Raw genomic sequence first — 16,865 nt, forward strand, 5'->3', positions numbered from 1 at the left:
AACTATAAAATTTTTCTGAACCTGTAATGGCCTTTACCTGTCAGTAAAATTGTAGATACGATGGCAAAAAAACTTATATTTTCATAAAAACTATTGAAAGGAATTATTGTTTTTATAAAAACACGGAAAATTTTTTTGTACTTCTTTTTAAGTAAAATAGCTCTAAAATAATATTTAAAATATTCCTGTAAATAATTAAGAATTTTAGATTTTGACGGAAAATCATCTTTAGTTTTTAAAAAATAAAAAAACTTTTCTCTCGCTAAATAATAATTCCATTCTCTATATTCCGAATTATCATTATAAGTAATACTATTTGTATGTTTCCTTATTAAAACCAACGGTCTATTTTCTGTATGATATATCGGAGAAAAATAAAGCACTTTACATAAAAATTCCCATTCTTGAGCTGCTTGCAGCTCTTCATTAAACCTTAAATCTTTATCTTTCAAAAACTTAGTTTTAAATAATGGTGCTTGAGTTAAAAATGCAATATTATGCTTTATATAATCCAGCAAAGGATTATATGATTGAATGTTTTTATGTCTTAAACCAAGAAGATTATAAACATCTTCCTCAAATACTAAAGTTTGACAAACAGAAAAATTAAAATCACTTTCTGCTAAGGCATCAAATTGAATTCTTAATTTATCTTGCAACATTATATCATCGCTATCAAACCAATTTATATAATTTCCAGAACTTAAATCAAAACCATAATTCCTGCAGGCATTTGCGCCCTTGGGTTTATTTTCAGGCCGATGATGATATTGAAATCTGGCATCTTTTCGCAGATACTTTTCAACTACTTCATTTGTATTATCAGTAGAACCATCGTCAACAATAATACACTCCCAGTCTTCATAAGTTTGTTCCAGAATACTTTGCAGAGTTTCCCCAATTAAACTGGCACGATTGAAAGTAGGGATGATTATAGAAATTAAAGGCTGGCTCATATATACATTTAATATTTTTTTCTTTAAATTACTTATCCGCAATTTGGTGACTGCAAAAAAACAATAAAATTAGCATTGTTTGATTCATTTACTTTTTTAAATTGAATATGCAAAAAGTAGTTATCATAATTAAATCTACTGTCGTCTGCATTAGGTCTTCCATTTTAAAAACAGCATCATCAGTTTGGCAATCATTATCAATAATTACCTCCAAATTTTGATAATTCTGACTCAAAAAACTGAAATAGCAGTCTTTAAAAAAAATCCATTATTGTCGTTAGCGATTAAGATTGAAAATAAAATTATATCAAATTATGAATCACTCTATTTTACAATTTTAAAAAAACGTTAGATCGCATATTCAGTCATAATTTTTTTAAGATTATTCAAACGTACTTCTCTTGATATATTTACTTTTAACTTTTCAATATTAGATTTTAAATTTTGTCTTTCTTCTAAAATAACAGATTCTAAATTAAACTGATTTATTAAGTCAGCTTCGTAAGCTTTAATGCCGATAGCAGAAATATAAGATTTTAGAGGATTTTTTTCCTTAAGAAAAACAGCTTTTCCTAAAGTCAGACCAGTAGCAATGTTCCCCCATGCCTGAGAACGATTATGATACATAAAAAGTATGTCCATCTCGTTAAGAAATTCAACATATTCCTTTCTCTGCATAAACCCCATTATAGGATGAAAATTTTCGCCAAAAAATCTTTCTCCAGCCTTGATAACTATTCCTTTATAATACTCCGAACCATATGATAATGGACAATGTATCTCAACATTTTTTAAGTGTTTTAATTTTTTTAAAGCCTCAAGATGGTTATTTGACTCCGCCGCAGAATTACCTAATAAAATTTTAATTCGGGTTGATGTAGCTATCTTAATATCTAATTCATTAGCTAAATCAAAATTCAAATCATAGTGCCCACCAAGATGCTTGGCTTTCATTGTTGGATACAATTCTTTTACTTTTTCTATTTCACCAGTATTCAGTTCTCCACAAATTATATAATCAATTCTTTCAACATGTTTTTTTTTACATTCATATTGTCTTTTTATAGCAGTAGGGTATTGTAAAACTCTTTTTATAGTACGAATCGTTTTTAGAATGTTCAGATGCCAAACAATTTTAGGATAAGACTGTTTCTTTACAATTTTATAGGTCTCTTTATCATGAATCCATTTTGCATGATACCAAAAAGGATCTCCGTACAATTCTCCTCCCCAAAAAATTACAAATAATTTATTAGGCAAATCAAAAACTAAATTAGCAATCCACATATCATACCAATGTATAAAAATGTTATCTGTTGGCCTTAGTAATTGGAGTTTGTCTTTTATAGTTATTTCATTATATCCAATATATTCTACCGCTTTATCAGTCTTTACATAATTATTTTCCCCTTTATCACCTCTAAACCAAAAGATATTATTTTTTTCTTCTCCAATAGCATGAACATCAGCAATGAAAGAATCAAGAAATTTATCCTGAGCCATTATATGGTAGTTCATAAATCATTTTTTTAGTATATCAATAATAAAATCTATTTTATCTGTATCTAATTCATAATAGAACGGCAGTCGTAATAATCTATCTGAATAATGATTAGCCCAAAACAATTCTTCCCCTTCATATTTACCCTCATAAAAGGGACTTTTATGCAAACTTAGATAATGAAAAACAGCATTAGTATTGTTTTCTTTTAATTTGTGTATGCACTTATTTCTTTCGTCTAATGATTCGAAAACCAAATAAAACATGTGCGCATTATTAGTCGCAAAATCTGGTATTTGTGGTAGTTTAAAATTTTGATTCAATGAAATCTCTAATAATCCCTCATAGTAGTGATTCCAAATTTGTTTTCTTTTTTCCTGAATTTCCTCTAAATGCTCTATTTGCGCCCAAAGAAAAGCAGCAATAATTTCTGATGGTAAAAATGAAGAGCCGATATCTACCCAGCCATATTTATCAATTTCCCCTCTAAAAAAAGCAGAACGATTTGTCCCTTTTTCCCATATAATTTCAGCACGATTAGCAAATTGCAGATCGTTAATGGTCAACATTCCGCCTTCTCCAGATATAATATTTTTAGTTTCATGAAAAGAAAAAGCTGCTAAATGTCCTATTGATCCTAAAGCTTTTTTTACTCCGTCTTTTCCTGTATAAAAACTATCAACTGCCTGCGCGGCATCTTCTATTACAAATAAATTATATCGATTAGCCAATTCCATGATCGTATCCATATCACAGGCAGTACCTGCATAATGTACCGGAACAATGGCTTTAGTCTTAGATGTAATTAAAGACTCGAGTTTGCTAGTATCTATATTTGGATTTTGTTCATTAGAATCTGCAAAAATAATTTTTGCCCCTCTTAATACAAAAGCATTCGCAGTAGAGACAAAAGTGTATGACGGAATTATAACTTCGTCATCAGGCTTAATATTTATTAAAATTGCAGCCATTTCGAGAGCATCTGTACAAGATGTTGTAAGCAGGCATTTCCCGAAACCATATTTTTGTTCAAAGAATTGCTGACACAATTGTGTATACTTACCATTTCCAGATATCTTACCCGATGAAACTGCGTCGATGATATATTTAGCTTCATTTCCTGTTAGATAAGGCTTATTAAATCCTATTTTCATCATTTTTCTAAAATTGCGAGGCCAAATCCAGTTTTTCCATAATCATTCCCATTATACAATAAATATCTATCTCCATTGTAATCCAGAATAAATGGATAACATACCATCTTAGAATCCCAACCCGTCTCTGAAACATCCAAATTTACAATTTCATCTTTTCTATTCCATTTTCTGCCATCTTTGGATTCTGCATATCCAATTCTGTAATATTCACTTTTATCACCACCTCTGTAAGAATACCACATTTTATAACCATCTTTATCTTTAATTACTCTAGGAACAGAAATTGCGTACTCATTTTGATATCTAAAATCTATTGCAATTTCATTATTCCGTTCCCAATCAATACCGTCTTTAGATGTTGCGTATTTAATATGATAGTAATGCCTAACTTCTTTATCAATAATTTTCCATTTTACACAGCTTAAGTACCACATTTTATAGATGTTATTATCAAACAGAACGCAATTTGAAGCAACAAAGTGCGGTTCTTTTTTTGATCGATCCAAGACCGGACCATCGAATTTTTTATCAAAACTAACCCCATTATCGGTACTGACAGCTAAACCAATAGAATTACGAAAAGGAACTGTAACACCCAAGTTCCATCCAATATAATACATCCAAATTTCTTTTCCATTTGATATAATACAAGAAGGCATAATTCCACTATCATCAAATGTACCCAATTCGCCCAAATTTATCTTAATAACTTTAGGACAACCTACTATTTTTTGTTTCGAAAAATCATAATCAACATAGTATGGGATTGATTGATTTTTTTCATTTCTAGTACTAAAAAACAATCTTATAATATGCTCTGACGACCAAAATCCAGATGGTAAAGTGGAATATCTATATTTTTCTTCATAATCTTGCAAATTAAATATCAAACCTAATTTTTTCCAATTTTGAGTCATATTAAAATTTTATTAAATTGCTTTTCTTATCAAGCTTCGTTGATCTTGCCGGCACATATACTGAGGCTTCTTCTGTATTTTTTGTGATAATTGCTCCAGCACCTACAAGAGTTTCTTTGGCTACTATTACCTGATGTCCAACAGTTGCATTGACACCAATAAAACAATTAGATTCAACAACACAGTGTCCTGAAATCACTACATGAGAACTAATAAAATTATGGCTTTCAATAACTGAATGATGTCCAATATGATTACCACTCCAAAGAGTAACATTATCGCCAATTTTCACATAAGGCTGAATAGTATTATTTTCTAAAATAAAGGCATTTTCACCTGGAGAAAATTGAGAAAGGTAAGTACAATGTGAACTGATATAAGAAGCAATTTTATAATTCATTTCCTTAGCTTTCAAATATTTTGTCTCTCTAAGTTTGTTCATTTTTGCGTAACTTAAAGCTATGAAAATTTCAAACTCATTAGCAGAAAAATGTTTCTCGATTTCTTCGAATGGAACTAATGGTAAGTCCTCAAAAGAAGAATTTAAACAATAATCTCTATCGACAGTAAATCCGACTACCTCATATGATGAATCTATATCAAAATAATATTTTGCCAATTGAGCAATATCACCAGTTCCAAATATGACTACTTTTTTTGTTTTCATTTTCTAACAATTATTGAAAATTCATATAGATTATAATCGTGCAGTAAAGCTACATTTTTTGAAAAATTCTTCTTGCAGTAATCAAACAAGAAAGAAGGATCTGCATAATATAAATATTCTTTCATGTATTCAGCATCAGAATATTTAGTCAAAACATTAAAAGAAAACCCTTTGATACTACTTTCATCTATCTTTTGCAATGTTTCTAAAATATAAGTCAGCCAATCTTCATCTGTATTTTCAAGCTTTACATTAAATATACCACTAGCAATAATGTAATCTGTTTTTTTTACAGGAAGACTGGTTGTCCATTTAGCATTTTCCTGGTTAGGAAATTTATTTAGTGCGGCTACAATCATTTCTTCTGCCACATCAAATCCAATGTATTCGAATGAATCATATTTAGCATTAAAGTAATCCAACATAGAACCGAATCCACAACCAAAATCCAGAATCGAAAAATGCTCTTGCTTAGGAATCAAATTTGATAATACCTCAAATCTTAATTGTTGAGTTTCCGCCGAATTCCAATCAACACCTTGAGGAACAGTACCGAATTCCTTAATTTTTGATGTATAATAATTACTTACCTGATTAAGTATCTTGTTCATTTTTCAGCTATTTTTAAAAATTTAACAGCACTTTTTCCTTCGCAGAAAATCAAATCCAAAATAGACACATAATGCTCAAAAGGATCGTGTAATTGCTTATATTCAGGGTAATTTGAGTAATCGAAATAATGAACTTTTACGCCTGCTTCAGTAAAAACCTGCTCATTCATATATGCTTTTGCAGCTGGTCCCGAATAATAATCTGTTCCTTCTAAGTTTAAACAAATATCCAGCAAACGCTCTGAACGCTCTTCTTTTAGTTCAAATTCAGATGAAAATCTAATATTTGATTTTATTTGTAATAACTCGCAAATTGCAACAATAAACCTATAATTGATCTCTGTAAGATAAATTGAATTACAGTTCAGATACAATTCTTCGAAAAGATCTTTATAATCAGCAAAATTTTGAGATTTACTATAATTATTCTTTATAATATTCCAGTGATTTTTATTCCAATCTTTATCCGAAATTTTAGCCTCATTAATCTTTTGAAAATATTTACCTTTTACTTCGACCGGAATAGTTAGCCATTTATTTCCATTAGGAGTTTTAATAATATTTCGGTTTCTCCAATCTCTTCGAGTAAATTGCATATCATCATAAATTACAAATTCATCTGCCAACGCTATTGCATCAAAATATCCCTTCCATGGAATATAGTTGGATTGAGTAATTACGATTCTTTTCATTTCAAATTATTGCTTGAGAGTCCAAGGTAAAGAAGGTCTGATCATCCCATTAACTTTTCCTAAATAACCTGATTCTCTTTTTACATCTTTAACCTCAAAAGTCAATAATTCTAAATTACTGTATAACTGACTCATTCCATTAGTATGGAAATAAATATGTATTTGATACACATCATCATTCAAAAAATTGGCTGGGATTTCACAACTTACTTCAGTAGTCATTCCAATACAACAATTAAATTTTCCACCACTACCAAAAACAACATCCCCTTTTATAGTTCGCAAATCATAACCAATAGATATTTTTTCTTCTCTGGTTTGATTCACCATCTTCAACCTAAAATTAATAGTAGAAGTCACATCAATAATTTCATCTGGATCTAAAGCTGAAGTGTTTTCAATTGCCGCATACAAGATTTTAACATTTTCATTTCCAATTGCTTCCTCACTATTTTCAAAGCTAATTTTACGTTGAGAAAAAGAGCTGCTTTGCAAATACTCTGATATTATCTTTGTAGGGCTACCGTCTCCCAAAATACTTCCGTTATTCATACTAATTACTCTAGTACATAATGTTTCTACTGCGGCCATATTATGGCTAACAAATAAAACCGTTCTTCCTTCGCCTCTCGAAATATCCTGCATTTTACCAATTGCCTTCTTTTGAAATTCAGCATCACCCACTGCTAAAACCTCATCAATAACTAAAATTTCAGGTTCTAGAAAAGCCGCAACAGCAAATGCCAAACGTACAGTCATTCCACTACTGTATCTTTTTACGGGAGTATCTATATATCGCTCACATCCTGAAAAATCAATAATTTCATCAATTTTAGAGGCAATCTCTTTTTTTGTCATTCCTAGAATTGCACCGTTTAAAAAGATGTTCTCACGACCCGTCATTTCACCATGAAAACCAGTTCCTACTTCTAGAAGTGATGCAATGCGTCCTCGAGACTTGATGCTTCCGGTCGTTGGCGCCGTTACTTTTGAAAGTATTTTTAAAAGTGTCGATTTTCCTGCACCGTTTTTACCAATAATTCCCAGAACTTCTCCGCGTTCAACTTCAAAATTAATATCCTGTAAAGCCCAAACATATTCAGAAGTAGCTTTTGTAGAGCGGTCATTGGTATCTCCTATTTTTAAATAGGGATTTTCTTTACCACGTATTTCATGCCACCATCTGTTTAAATCATGGCTTAATGTACCTGTACCAACTTGTCCTAAACGGTATTGTTTAGAAATATTTTCGGCTTTTAAAATAATATCTTTTTTCAATTTTGAATTGCAGGTTGTAAATTATGTAAATAAATTGGAGTCTAAACAGTATCTATAAAGCTTTTTTCTGTTTTATTAAAAACCAAAAGGCCAACAAAAAAAACGGTTATTGTAACAGCCAGCGTATAAGTTAATCCTAAAAGTGAAATCTGGCCCACATTCAGGAGCATGTATCTTGCACTTTCAATAATGTAAGCCAATGGGTTATATTCAACAAGCCAGCCATAACCTGGCAATTTAGCTTTAATCAATTCCATCGGATACATGACTGCGGAAAGGTACATTAATAATTGTACTCCGAATCCAACCAAATAACTAAAATCACGATATTTGGTTACCATAGATGAAATAAGCATTCCTAATCCCAAACCTAGAATCCCCATCATAATTATTAATAAGGGAAACAATAAAACCAAACTATTTAAACCTAAGTCAGCTCCCTGAAAATTATAAAAAAGATAAAAGGCTACAAAAATTAAAAATTGAATTCCGAATTTTATCAAATTTGAAATTACAACTGAAAGTGGTGTAATTATTCTAGGAAAATAAACTTTCCCAAAAATACCCGCATTACTTGCAAATGTATTAGATGTACCATTTAAACAAGATGTAAAATAATTCCATACCGTTATACCCGCAAGGTTAAATAAAAACGGAGGAACTGATCCCGTATTAATTCCGGCAACATTATTGAAAATGATTGTAAAAGTTATCGCAGTAAATAAAGGCTGAATTAAGTACCAAAGCGGTCCTAAAACGGTTTGTTTGTAAACGGTAATTACATCCCGTTTTACAAAAAGGAATAACAAATCTCTATACTGCCAAACCTCTTTCAGATTTAAGGAGAAGAATTTATTTTTTGGCTTTATTTCGAAAAGCCATTCACTGGTATTATCGGTATTATTCATTTTATGCTGCTCACAAATTAAGTTGTAAGTTTTGCTAATTCCAATATAGAATCAGATTCACCTAAATTAACAGGATTTTTAGTCGCTTAAAAAATCCTAAAAAAGCGAAAAGGCGTTTTAAAAAAAACACCTTTTACTTCTTATTTACATTATATATAATCCTTTATTTATCTAAAACTTCGAAAGCGGAGTTCATACTTTTAAATTCAGGAACTATTTTTTTCATTTTAGTAACAATATCGTCATTGTCATAGAAATCAGCAATGCCAATTAACTCATCAATCTCCGTATGAAGATTTTCATATTCATCCTGAATTTCCTGGGCAATCATAATTTTATTATGATAAGTTGGCAACGTTTTAGAAGTATCATTTAATAATTCTTCGTATAATTTTTCTCCAGGTCTTAGGCCTACAATTTTGATCTTGATCTCTTTCTCTGGAATAAATCCTGCCAATTTGATCATTTTTTTAGCCAAATCGATAATTCGTACCGGTTTACCCATATCAAAGATATAAATTTCCCCTCCGTTACCCATCGCCCCAGCTTCTAACACCAGCTGGCAAGCTTCAGGAATAGTCATAAAATAACGAATGATATCCTGATGGGTTATCGTAACAGGACCACCTTCGGCTATCTGCTTGGTAAACAACGGAACTACAGATCCGTTTGAACCTAATACATTTCCGAAACGGGTTGTAATAAATTTTGTTGAACCTCCGTTATTTTCACGCTGATTTTTCAGGAAAAGTGACTGAACATACTTTTCGGCAATACGTTTACTGGCTCCCATAACATTACTAGGGTTTACAGCCTTATCTGTCGAAACCATTACAAATTTCTTGACATGGTATTTACAGGATAAGTCAGCCAAATTCTTAGTCCCTTTTATATTTGTCAGAATCGCCTGTGAAGGATTTTCTTCCATTAGCGGAACATGTTTGTAAGCAGCCGCATGAAAAACAACATGCGGGTTATAAGTTTTAAAGACTTTTTCTAATGCCTTTTTACTACGAACATCAGCAACTACCGCAACTATCTTCGTTTCAGAATCCATTGCGTAGGTTTCTAAACATAAATTATGTAGTGGAGTTTCGGCATGATCCAAAATAATGACAACTTTAGGGTTAAATCCAAGAACTTGTCTTACTATTTCGCTTCCGATAGATCCAGCGGCTCCGGTAATCAAAATTGTTTTATCCTTTAATTGTTTCGAAATGGACTTACTATCTAAAACTATAGGTTTTCTTTCTAGTAAATCTTCAATTTGGATGTTCTTAACTTTCTGAGAGATTTCTTTTTGATTTTCCCAATCTGAAATCAAGGGCACTGTATAAACTCTGTAATTAAATTCTAAACATTGATCAACTATAATTAATTGTTCTTCTTTTGATAAACTTTTATCAGCAATAATCACACCTTCTGCAGCAACAGAGCGCATTAAGGCAGGTAGTTTTTTTCTTAAAATCAAAATAGGCAAATCCAGCATTCGCTTAGACGCATTTTGATTGTTTTTATCTACAAAACCAACAATTTTAAATCGGGACGGAGTTTCGAATTTCAATGCATTTGCAACAGAAATGGCATTAGCATCTGTTCCATAAATCACAGTTCTTATTAATTTGGTGCTTGTTTTTTCTGAAAAATACAATTCAAAAGTTTGTTTCACAATCACACGGTATAAAAACAAACCGCAAAATGATAAAACCAAATTGATAAAAAGAGCAGTATTTAAAAAAGCTTTATGCCCTGTATATAATTCAAAAACAAGATTGAAAAACAAGAAAAACACCAACACCGACATTTGGGAAAACAACAATTTTATGGCGTCTATATAAGAAGAGTGTCTAATGATTCCCGAATACGTTCTGAACAACCAAAAGAAAAATATGTTTACCATCAACAAACTACCTACAAAATAGAAATCATGCGAAGTAATAATATATCCTAATGCTGTGCCTTCAAAAAGCATGTAGGTAAATGTAAAAGAAAATGCCAAAACCATTATGTCAATAGCAACAATAATCCACCTAGGCAAATAACTGAGATTATTAATATGTGCCCGTAGATTCCTTGGAGAAAATGAATTATGCAACAAATCGGCTACTTTGGTCTGTTTATCTGTATTCAATTTTTATGATTTTGATTCTGCAAAATTTGTATGTCTTACAAAAATACAAATTAAAGGTATTAAAAAATTATTTCTGTTGGTAATTTAGACTTTAACACCTTTTCTTTTTTGTTTTAAAAATTCAATCAAGTAAGAACCATATCCAGACTTAACCAAAGGTAATGCAAGGTTTTCTAATTGATCATCTGATATAAATCCTTGTCTCCAGGCAATTTCTTCGATACATCCCACTTTCAATCCTTGTCTTTCTTCCAAAACCTGTACAAATTGGCCCGCCTGCATAAGGCTATTGAAAGTTCCTGTATCTAACCAAGCCGTTCCTCTGCTTAAAATACCAACTTTTAGAGCTCCTTTTTCCAAATAAACTTTATTAACATCCGTAATTTCGTATTCACCACGAGCACTAGGCTTTATATTTTTTGCAATTTCTACAACTGAATTATCATAAAAATATAGCCCTGGTACTGCATAATTAGACTTTGGTTCTTTTGGTTTTTCTTCAATAGAAATAGCTTTTAGATTTTCATCAAATTCCACAACACCATATCTCTCAGGATCAGAGACATGATAAGCAAAAACCACTCCTCCTTCCGGTTTAGTATTTGACTTTAAAAGTTCTTGCATATTAGAACCAAAAAAAATATTATCTCCCAAAATTAAAGCAACATCATCATTTCCAATGAACTCGTCTCCAATAACAAAAGCCTGTGCCAACCCATTTGGAATAGCCTGTTCTGCATAACTAAATTTGCATCCTAAACTAGAACCATCACCCAATAATTTTTTAAAATTTGGTAAATCATGAGGAGTAGAAATAATCAATATTTCATTAATTCCCGACATCATCAAAGTTGATAACGGATAATAAATCATTGGCTTATCATAGACGGGCATCATTTGTTTACTCATCGCAAGTGTTAATGGATGCAAACGTGTTCCAGAACCTCCTGCTAAAATAATTCCTTTCATATTTTTCGATTTTAGATTTTAGATTCCACCCGTTTCAAATGAAATCTAAAATTTTTAACTTCTATTTTACAAACATTTTTTTTAAACTTTCTTTATAATTCGGAACATCTAAATTATAAATCGTTTTAATTTTTTTCTTATCCAATAATGAAAACTCCGGGCGTTTTGCAGGAGTTGGATAAGATGCCGATGGAATTCCTCCAACCTTACAAGTGTATCCTCCAAATTCTTTTATAGCCTTAGCAAATTCATACCAGCTTATTTCACCTTCGTTTGAATAATTGTAAATTCCGGGAATCCAATTTGGAGATTCTAAAATAATCATCATTACCTTAGCTAGATCTGCTGCATAAGTTGGCGAACCGATCTGATCATTAACTACATTTATTTCATCTCTTTCCTGCATTAACCGCTGCATGGTCTTAACAAAATTATTTCCGAATTTGCTATATACCCAAGAAGTTCTTATAATGATTGAATCTGAGTCCTCTTTTAAGCAAGCAATTTCGCCAACTCTTTTACTCTCTCCATAAACATTTATTGGATTTGTTATAGCTTCCTCACTTAAAGAAACAGAAGAAGATCCATCAAAAACATAATCTGTAGAAATATGAATTAATTTTGCTTTTTTTTGGGCTGCAAATTTTGCAATTAATTCAACAGCTGAATGATTAATTGCAAAAGCCAATTCTTTTTCCGTTTCAGCTTTATCTACTGCTGTGTAAGCACCACAATTAAAAATCACGTCCGGATTAATAGCACCTAATTGAACCCGAAGTAATATTAAATCATCTAAAGTAATTTGAGTTCTATCTGCAAAAATCCATTCATAATTTGGATAGTTTGTTGCAATAACTGCTAATTCTGAACCTAATTGGCCATTCGCACCTGTAACAAGAATTTTTTTCACTAAAATAAACTATTACATTTTTCAATAAAGGGAAGAATTTGGTCCTTTTCAGAAACAATTGCGTCTTTTAAATCCATTCCCCAATCAATATTCAATGAAGGATCGTGATACTTGATTCCACCTTCAGAAGCTTTATTATAAAACTGATCGCATTTGTACATTACCGATGCCGTTTCACTGATAACTGAAAAGCCGTGAGCAAATCCTTTTGGTACCAAAAGTTGTTTTTTGTTTTCGGACGACAATAATACACTAAATGACTTTCCAAAAGTAGGAGAATCTTTTCTTAAATCTACTGCAACATCAATAATTTCACCTTCTAAAACACGTACTAATTTCGTTTGTGCAAAAGGTGGGTTTTGATAATGCAAACCTCTTAGAGTTCCTTTTTTAGAAAAAGATTGATTGTCTTGCACGAAATCTATAGCGATTCCTAAATCTTCAAATTTAGTTTTACTGTAAGATTCAAAAAAATAACCTCTTTCATCTCCAAAGACAGTCGGCTCTACTACTACTAAATCTTTTATAAATGTTTTTTCTATGTTCATATTATTTTAAACCTTGTATCTATTTAGAATTATCTTATCTTTTATTAAAAAAATCATAAACGACTAATTTAATTCTTTCTCTTTCACCATCAGTTAGATTAGAACCTGAAGGCAAACATAAACCGTTTTCGAATAATTTTTCTGCGATATTCTCTCCATAGTAAGGATATTTAGAAAATATAGGCTGTAAATGCATTGGTTTCCATAATGGTCTACTTTCAATATTAGCTTTTTCAAAAGCTAATCTCAAGCCTTCAGTAGTCTTCCCATTAGTCTTTGCAGGATCTATCGTAATTGCGGATAACCAATGATTAGAATAATAATCTTGATTCGGTTCTGTTAAAATGGCAATGCCATCAATATCTTCAAAATAACTTGTGTAAAAATTATGCATCTCTCGTCTTAATTCCACATGCAAATCTAAAATTTCCATCTGCCCACGGCCAATACCTGCACAAATATTACTCATTCTATAGTTATACCCAACTTCACTATGTTGATAATGTGGAGCGTCATCTCTTGCCTGTGTAGAAAGAAAAACTGCTTTATCTTTCGTTTCCTTGTTTTTTGTAACAATTGCTCCACCTCCAGAGGTAGTAATAATTTTATTTCCATTAAATGAAAGAACTCCAATTTCTCCAAAGGTGCCGCATTTCTGATTTTTATAATGACTTCCCAAAGCTTCTGCACTATCTTCTAATACAGGAATGTCATATTTTACAGCGATGGCATTGATTTCTTGCACTTTATAAGGCATTCCGTAAAGATGTACCGCTATAATTACTTTTGGTTTTTTACCTTTTGAAATTCGGTCAATAATTGCATTTTCTAAAGCTTTTGGGCAAAGATTCCAAGTATCTGCCTCACTATCAACAAAAACAGGAATTGCCCCTAAGTACATTATTGGGTTTGCTGATGCTGAGAAAGTCATACTTTGACAAATGACCTCATCGCCAGCTTTAACTCCCAACAAAATTAATCCTAAATGAATTGCAGCAGTTCCTGAACTTAGTGCACCAATTTGAACTTCTTCTTGCAAGTAATTTTCTAAATCTTTTTCAAAACCATTTACATTTGGGCCTAAAGGTGCAATCCAATTTGTTTCAAAAGCCTCTTGCACATATTTTTGTTCAGTTCCACCCATATGCGGAGAGGATAACCATATTTTTGCGTTATTCATTTTTTAAAATATTTTTTTTGCTGGATTACCAAAATATGTTCCTTCAGTTTTTAAAGATTTTAAAACTACAGAACCAGCTCCAATTCTTGTATTATCTGGTATTTTTACGCCTGGCAATATAACTGCATTTGAACCAATAAATACATTATTCCCTATCTGAGCTCCGCCACCAATATCAACATTTGCCATAATACTTGAGAAATTCCCAATTGCAACATCATGTCCTATTTGTGAGCCATTATTAATAAATACAAAATTTCCAATTGTGGAGTCGCACGAAATGATCGCATAAGGAAATAATACCAGACCAATACCATATTTTGTTCGCTCACCAATATAACATGATTCATGAATATAATTGGAAATCGATATGTTCCTTTGGTTTAATTCTTTGAATAAATTGGCTTTAACAGTTCCGTCAGAAATTGCACAAATCACAGATTGATGATCTTTTATTTTTGTTAAATCGATCTGACCTAAAATTTTAAGACTAGTCTCAAATCCATTTAATGCATCTAAATTATTATCCATGAATCCTACTATTGATGCTTTCTTATTTGGAGAAATATTAAACCAACTTGCAACTTCTCTTGCTAATCCTCCAGCTCCCAAAATTATAAGTTCCGAATTATTGTATTGAGTATCCTCCATCAATTTTTATATTTTGACCTGTTATCCATTTACTAAAATCTGAAAGCAAAAAAGCTATTGTGGGAACAATATCCTCCACATTACCAATCCCTAAAGGATGCATGTCCTTAATTCGTTGAATATTTTCTGCGTCAATTTGAGAAAATAATTTCTCTGTCATTGGCGTGTTTACAACACCTGGCGAAATTGCATTGATTCTAAAATTTCTTTTTGCTAATTCTAACGCTGATGCTTTAACTACTCCTAAAACAGCTGCCTTTGTAGCACAGTATCCTATTTTACCTGGTTGCCCCAATTCTCCCATCACTGAAGACAAATAAACAACGCTTGCTCCGTCATTTGAATATTTTTTTTTAGAAAAATTTCTCAATAATTCTATTCCAGAAAAAACATTGATATCAAATATCCTTTTTACATTGTCAGGATTGTACATGGTTAAAGGCAAAGTTTCTTCAATTCCTGCACAATGAACAAAACCGTCAAATTTTTCACCTGCTAAAGCTTCATCAAATATTTTAGAATAGTTATGGAACTCGTTTAAGTCTAATAGTACAAATTTTAATTTATTTCCACCTTTAGCAATAAGATTAGCTATTTTGCTTTTCTCTCTGCCAATTGCAATGACACTGCAATCTTTACCTATTAAAAAATCACAAAGAGCTAAACCAATTCCTGAAGTTGCACCTGTAATTAATATTTTTTTATTTTGTATCATCCCAGATATATTTTATATTTTTGCTGAAAAAAAAGAACTCGTTGCTCTTCTTCACTTAATTCTCCATCATAAGACGAATACCTAACTCCTTTCTGAACTTCCTCACAAATTACTTTATCTTCATCAAAAACTTTTCGGTTAAAATCTATTAAGCTTTGTTCATAAACTTTTTCTATTATAGATTCACTAGTATCTTGTTTCTTTGTCGTAAATACGTAACTTTTAAAAAGGGTTTTCTCTTCACTAATTGGAATTATATGAGACAAATTAAAGGAAATACCGTATGTGGATGAAATGAGAATATTAGGGAAAATTATTAAATGTTTATATCCATCAATTTTATAATCCCTTTCTTGAAAGGATTTATGAACTTTTGCTTGTTTTCCTTCATTTTCTTTCACTAAAACTGGTGCATCCCATATTGAATGATCTTTGTTAAACGTGAAATTTAACCCCTCGGCACCTAATTTTTGAAAAGTTTCTGAATGAATTAAGGCTACATGATAACTTTCTAAAGTGTTTTCTACTACAATTTTCCAATTACAGTCAATCTCAATTTGATTTAAATCTATAAGCTTTCCAAAATTATTAGACATCTCTTCTATTTGAGTATAGATTTCTCCTAAATAATCTCGCAAGGTAATATTACCTTCTTTTACCTTTAAAAATACCAAACTACCACAAATATCAATAGAATATTCTTGAAGTTTAAGACATTCTAATTCCTCTTTTGTAAAATTAAAAAAAGGTTTTTTAGGAATACCAAAAGGAATTCCTTTGTCATTATAAGCCCATCCATGATACGGACACATTAAAGGCCTGTTTCCTTTTTTTTCAGTTTGGATAAGTGAATGCCTATGAGAACAAACATTTTTAAATGCTCTAATTTTTCCCTTTAAATTTTGTACTACAACTGGTACTCCCGAAACATCAGAAACAACAAAATCATTCAATTCAGTAAAATCTGACGTAAAACCTACAAAATTCCAAACTTCTGAAAAGAGTTTTTCTTTTTCGCTTTCAAAAGTTTCTTTTTTAAAATATTCAATTGGCTTTATTAAAGCTTTCATTGGC

The 16,865-nt window shown here is 31.3% G+C and carries 17 protein-coding genes; all 17 read right to left on the bottom strand.

Features of this window, described 5'->3' with window-relative positions:
* Positions 1 to 2: 2 nt before the first annotated feature.
* Positions 3 to 956: a glycosyltransferase family 2 protein gene (locus tag BUA98_RS17785; protein WP_072974735.1), complete on the bottom strand. Its 954-nt coding sequence runs from the start codon at positions 954 to 956 to the stop codon at positions 3 to 5.
* Between the two features lie 348 nt (positions 957 to 1,304).
* Entirely contained in the window at positions 1,305 to 2,474 is a 1,170-nt protein-coding gene (locus BUA98_RS17790) for a TDP-N-acetylfucosamine:lipid II N-acetylfucosaminyltransferase family protein (protein ID WP_086065434.1), read from the bottom strand.
* A gap of 3 nt (positions 2,475 to 2,477) precedes the next feature.
* Positions 2,478 to 3,611: a dTDP-4-amino-4,6-dideoxygalactose transaminase gene (rffA, locus tag BUA98_RS17795; RefSeq protein ID WP_072975004.1), complete on the bottom strand. Its 1,134-nt coding sequence runs from the start codon at positions 3,609 to 3,611 to the stop codon at positions 2,478 to 2,480.
* Positions 3,611 to 4,531: a glycoside hydrolase family protein gene (locus BUA98_RS17800; RefSeq protein ID WP_072974739.1), complete on the bottom strand. Its 921-nt coding sequence runs from the start codon at positions 4,529 to 4,531 to the stop codon at positions 3,611 to 3,613. The genes rffA and BUA98_RS17800 overlap by 1 nt, the downstream gene beginning before the upstream one ends.
* Before the next feature lies 1 nt (position 4,532).
* Positions 4,533 to 5,198 carry an acetyltransferase gene (locus tag BUA98_RS17805; protein ID WP_072974741.1) on the bottom strand — a complete coding sequence of 222 codons (666 nt, stop codon included), beginning with the start codon at positions 5,196 to 5,198 and terminating at the stop codon, positions 4,533 to 4,535.
* Positions 5,195 to 5,809, bottom strand: a complete 615-nt coding sequence (locus tag BUA98_RS17810; protein ID WP_208858000.1) for a class I SAM-dependent methyltransferase — start codon at positions 5,807 to 5,809, stop codon at positions 5,195 to 5,197. The genes BUA98_RS17805 and BUA98_RS17810 overlap by 4 nt, the downstream gene beginning before the upstream one ends.
* Complete coding sequence (locus tag BUA98_RS17815) at positions 5,806 to 6,501, bottom strand: WbqC family protein (protein ID WP_072974742.1); 696 nt, start codon at positions 6,499 to 6,501, stop codon at positions 5,806 to 5,808. Before BUA98_RS17815 ends, BUA98_RS17810 begins: the two co-directional genes overlap by 4 nt.
* A gap of 6 nt (positions 6,502 to 6,507) precedes the next feature.
* Complete coding sequence (locus BUA98_RS17820; protein ID WP_072974744.1) at positions 6,508 to 7,779, bottom strand: ABC transporter ATP-binding protein; 1,272 nt, start codon at positions 7,777 to 7,779, stop codon at positions 6,508 to 6,510.
* A 41-nt stretch (positions 7,780 to 7,820) separates the two neighbouring features.
* Positions 7,821 to 8,687 (bottom strand): ABC transporter permease, encoded by an 867-nt coding sequence (locus tag BUA98_RS17825; RefSeq protein WP_072974745.1) that lies wholly within the window; start codon positions 8,685 to 8,687, stop codon positions 7,821 to 7,823.
* 163 nt (positions 8,688 to 8,850) lie between these two features.
* The gene (locus BUA98_RS17830) at positions 8,851 to 10,818 is read right to left on the bottom strand and encodes a polysaccharide biosynthesis protein (protein ID WP_072974747.1); all 1,968 of its coding nucleotides are present in this window, start codon (positions 10,816 to 10,818) and stop codon (positions 8,851 to 8,853) included.
* An 84-nt stretch (positions 10,819 to 10,902) separates the two neighbouring features.
* Positions 10,903 to 11,787 carry a glucose-1-phosphate thymidylyltransferase RfbA gene (gene rfbA / locus BUA98_RS17835; protein WP_072974749.1) on the bottom strand — a complete coding sequence of 295 codons (885 nt, stop codon included), beginning with the start codon at positions 11,785 to 11,787 and terminating at the stop codon, positions 10,903 to 10,905.
* Between the two features lie 61 nt (positions 11,788 to 11,848).
* The gene (gene rfbD / locus BUA98_RS17840) at positions 11,849 to 12,697 is read right to left on the bottom strand and encodes a dTDP-4-dehydrorhamnose reductase (RefSeq protein ID WP_072974750.1); all 849 of its coding nucleotides are present in this window, start codon (positions 12,695 to 12,697) and stop codon (positions 11,849 to 11,851) included.
* Complete coding sequence (gene rfbC, locus BUA98_RS17845; RefSeq protein ID WP_072974752.1) at positions 12,697 to 13,245, bottom strand: dTDP-4-dehydrorhamnose 3,5-epimerase; 549 nt, start codon at positions 13,243 to 13,245, stop codon at positions 12,697 to 12,699. The genes rfbD and rfbC overlap by 1 nt, the downstream gene beginning before the upstream one ends.
* Before the next feature lie 34 nt (positions 13,246 to 13,279).
* Complete coding sequence (locus BUA98_RS17850) at positions 13,280 to 14,425, bottom strand: DegT/DnrJ/EryC1/StrS family aminotransferase (RefSeq protein WP_072974753.1); 1,146 nt, start codon at positions 14,423 to 14,425, stop codon at positions 13,280 to 13,282.
* 3 nt (positions 14,426 to 14,428) lie between these two features.
* Positions 14,429 to 15,076: a NeuD/PglB/VioB family sugar acetyltransferase gene (locus BUA98_RS17855; protein ID WP_072974755.1), complete on the bottom strand. Its 648-nt coding sequence runs from the start codon at positions 15,074 to 15,076 to the stop codon at positions 14,429 to 14,431.
* Positions 15,054 to 15,791: an SDR family NAD(P)-dependent oxidoreductase gene (locus BUA98_RS17860; RefSeq protein ID WP_072974756.1), complete on the bottom strand. Its 738-nt coding sequence runs from the start codon at positions 15,789 to 15,791 to the stop codon at positions 15,054 to 15,056. Before BUA98_RS17860 ends, BUA98_RS17855 begins: the two co-directional genes overlap by 23 nt.
* On the bottom strand, positions 15,788 to 16,861 hold the full coding sequence (locus BUA98_RS17865) for an aromatic ring-hydroxylating oxygenase subunit alpha (protein WP_072974758.1): 1,074 nt from the start codon (positions 16,859 to 16,861) through the stop codon (positions 15,788 to 15,790). The genes BUA98_RS17860 and BUA98_RS17865 overlap by 4 nt, the downstream gene beginning before the upstream one ends.
* Between the last annotated feature and the right edge of the window lie 4 nt (positions 16,862 to 16,865).

The organism is Flavobacterium saccharophilum, assembly GCF_900142735.1.
Classification (GTDB): Bacteria; Bacteroidota; Bacteroidia; order Flavobacteriales; family Flavobacteriaceae; genus Flavobacterium; species Flavobacterium saccharophilum.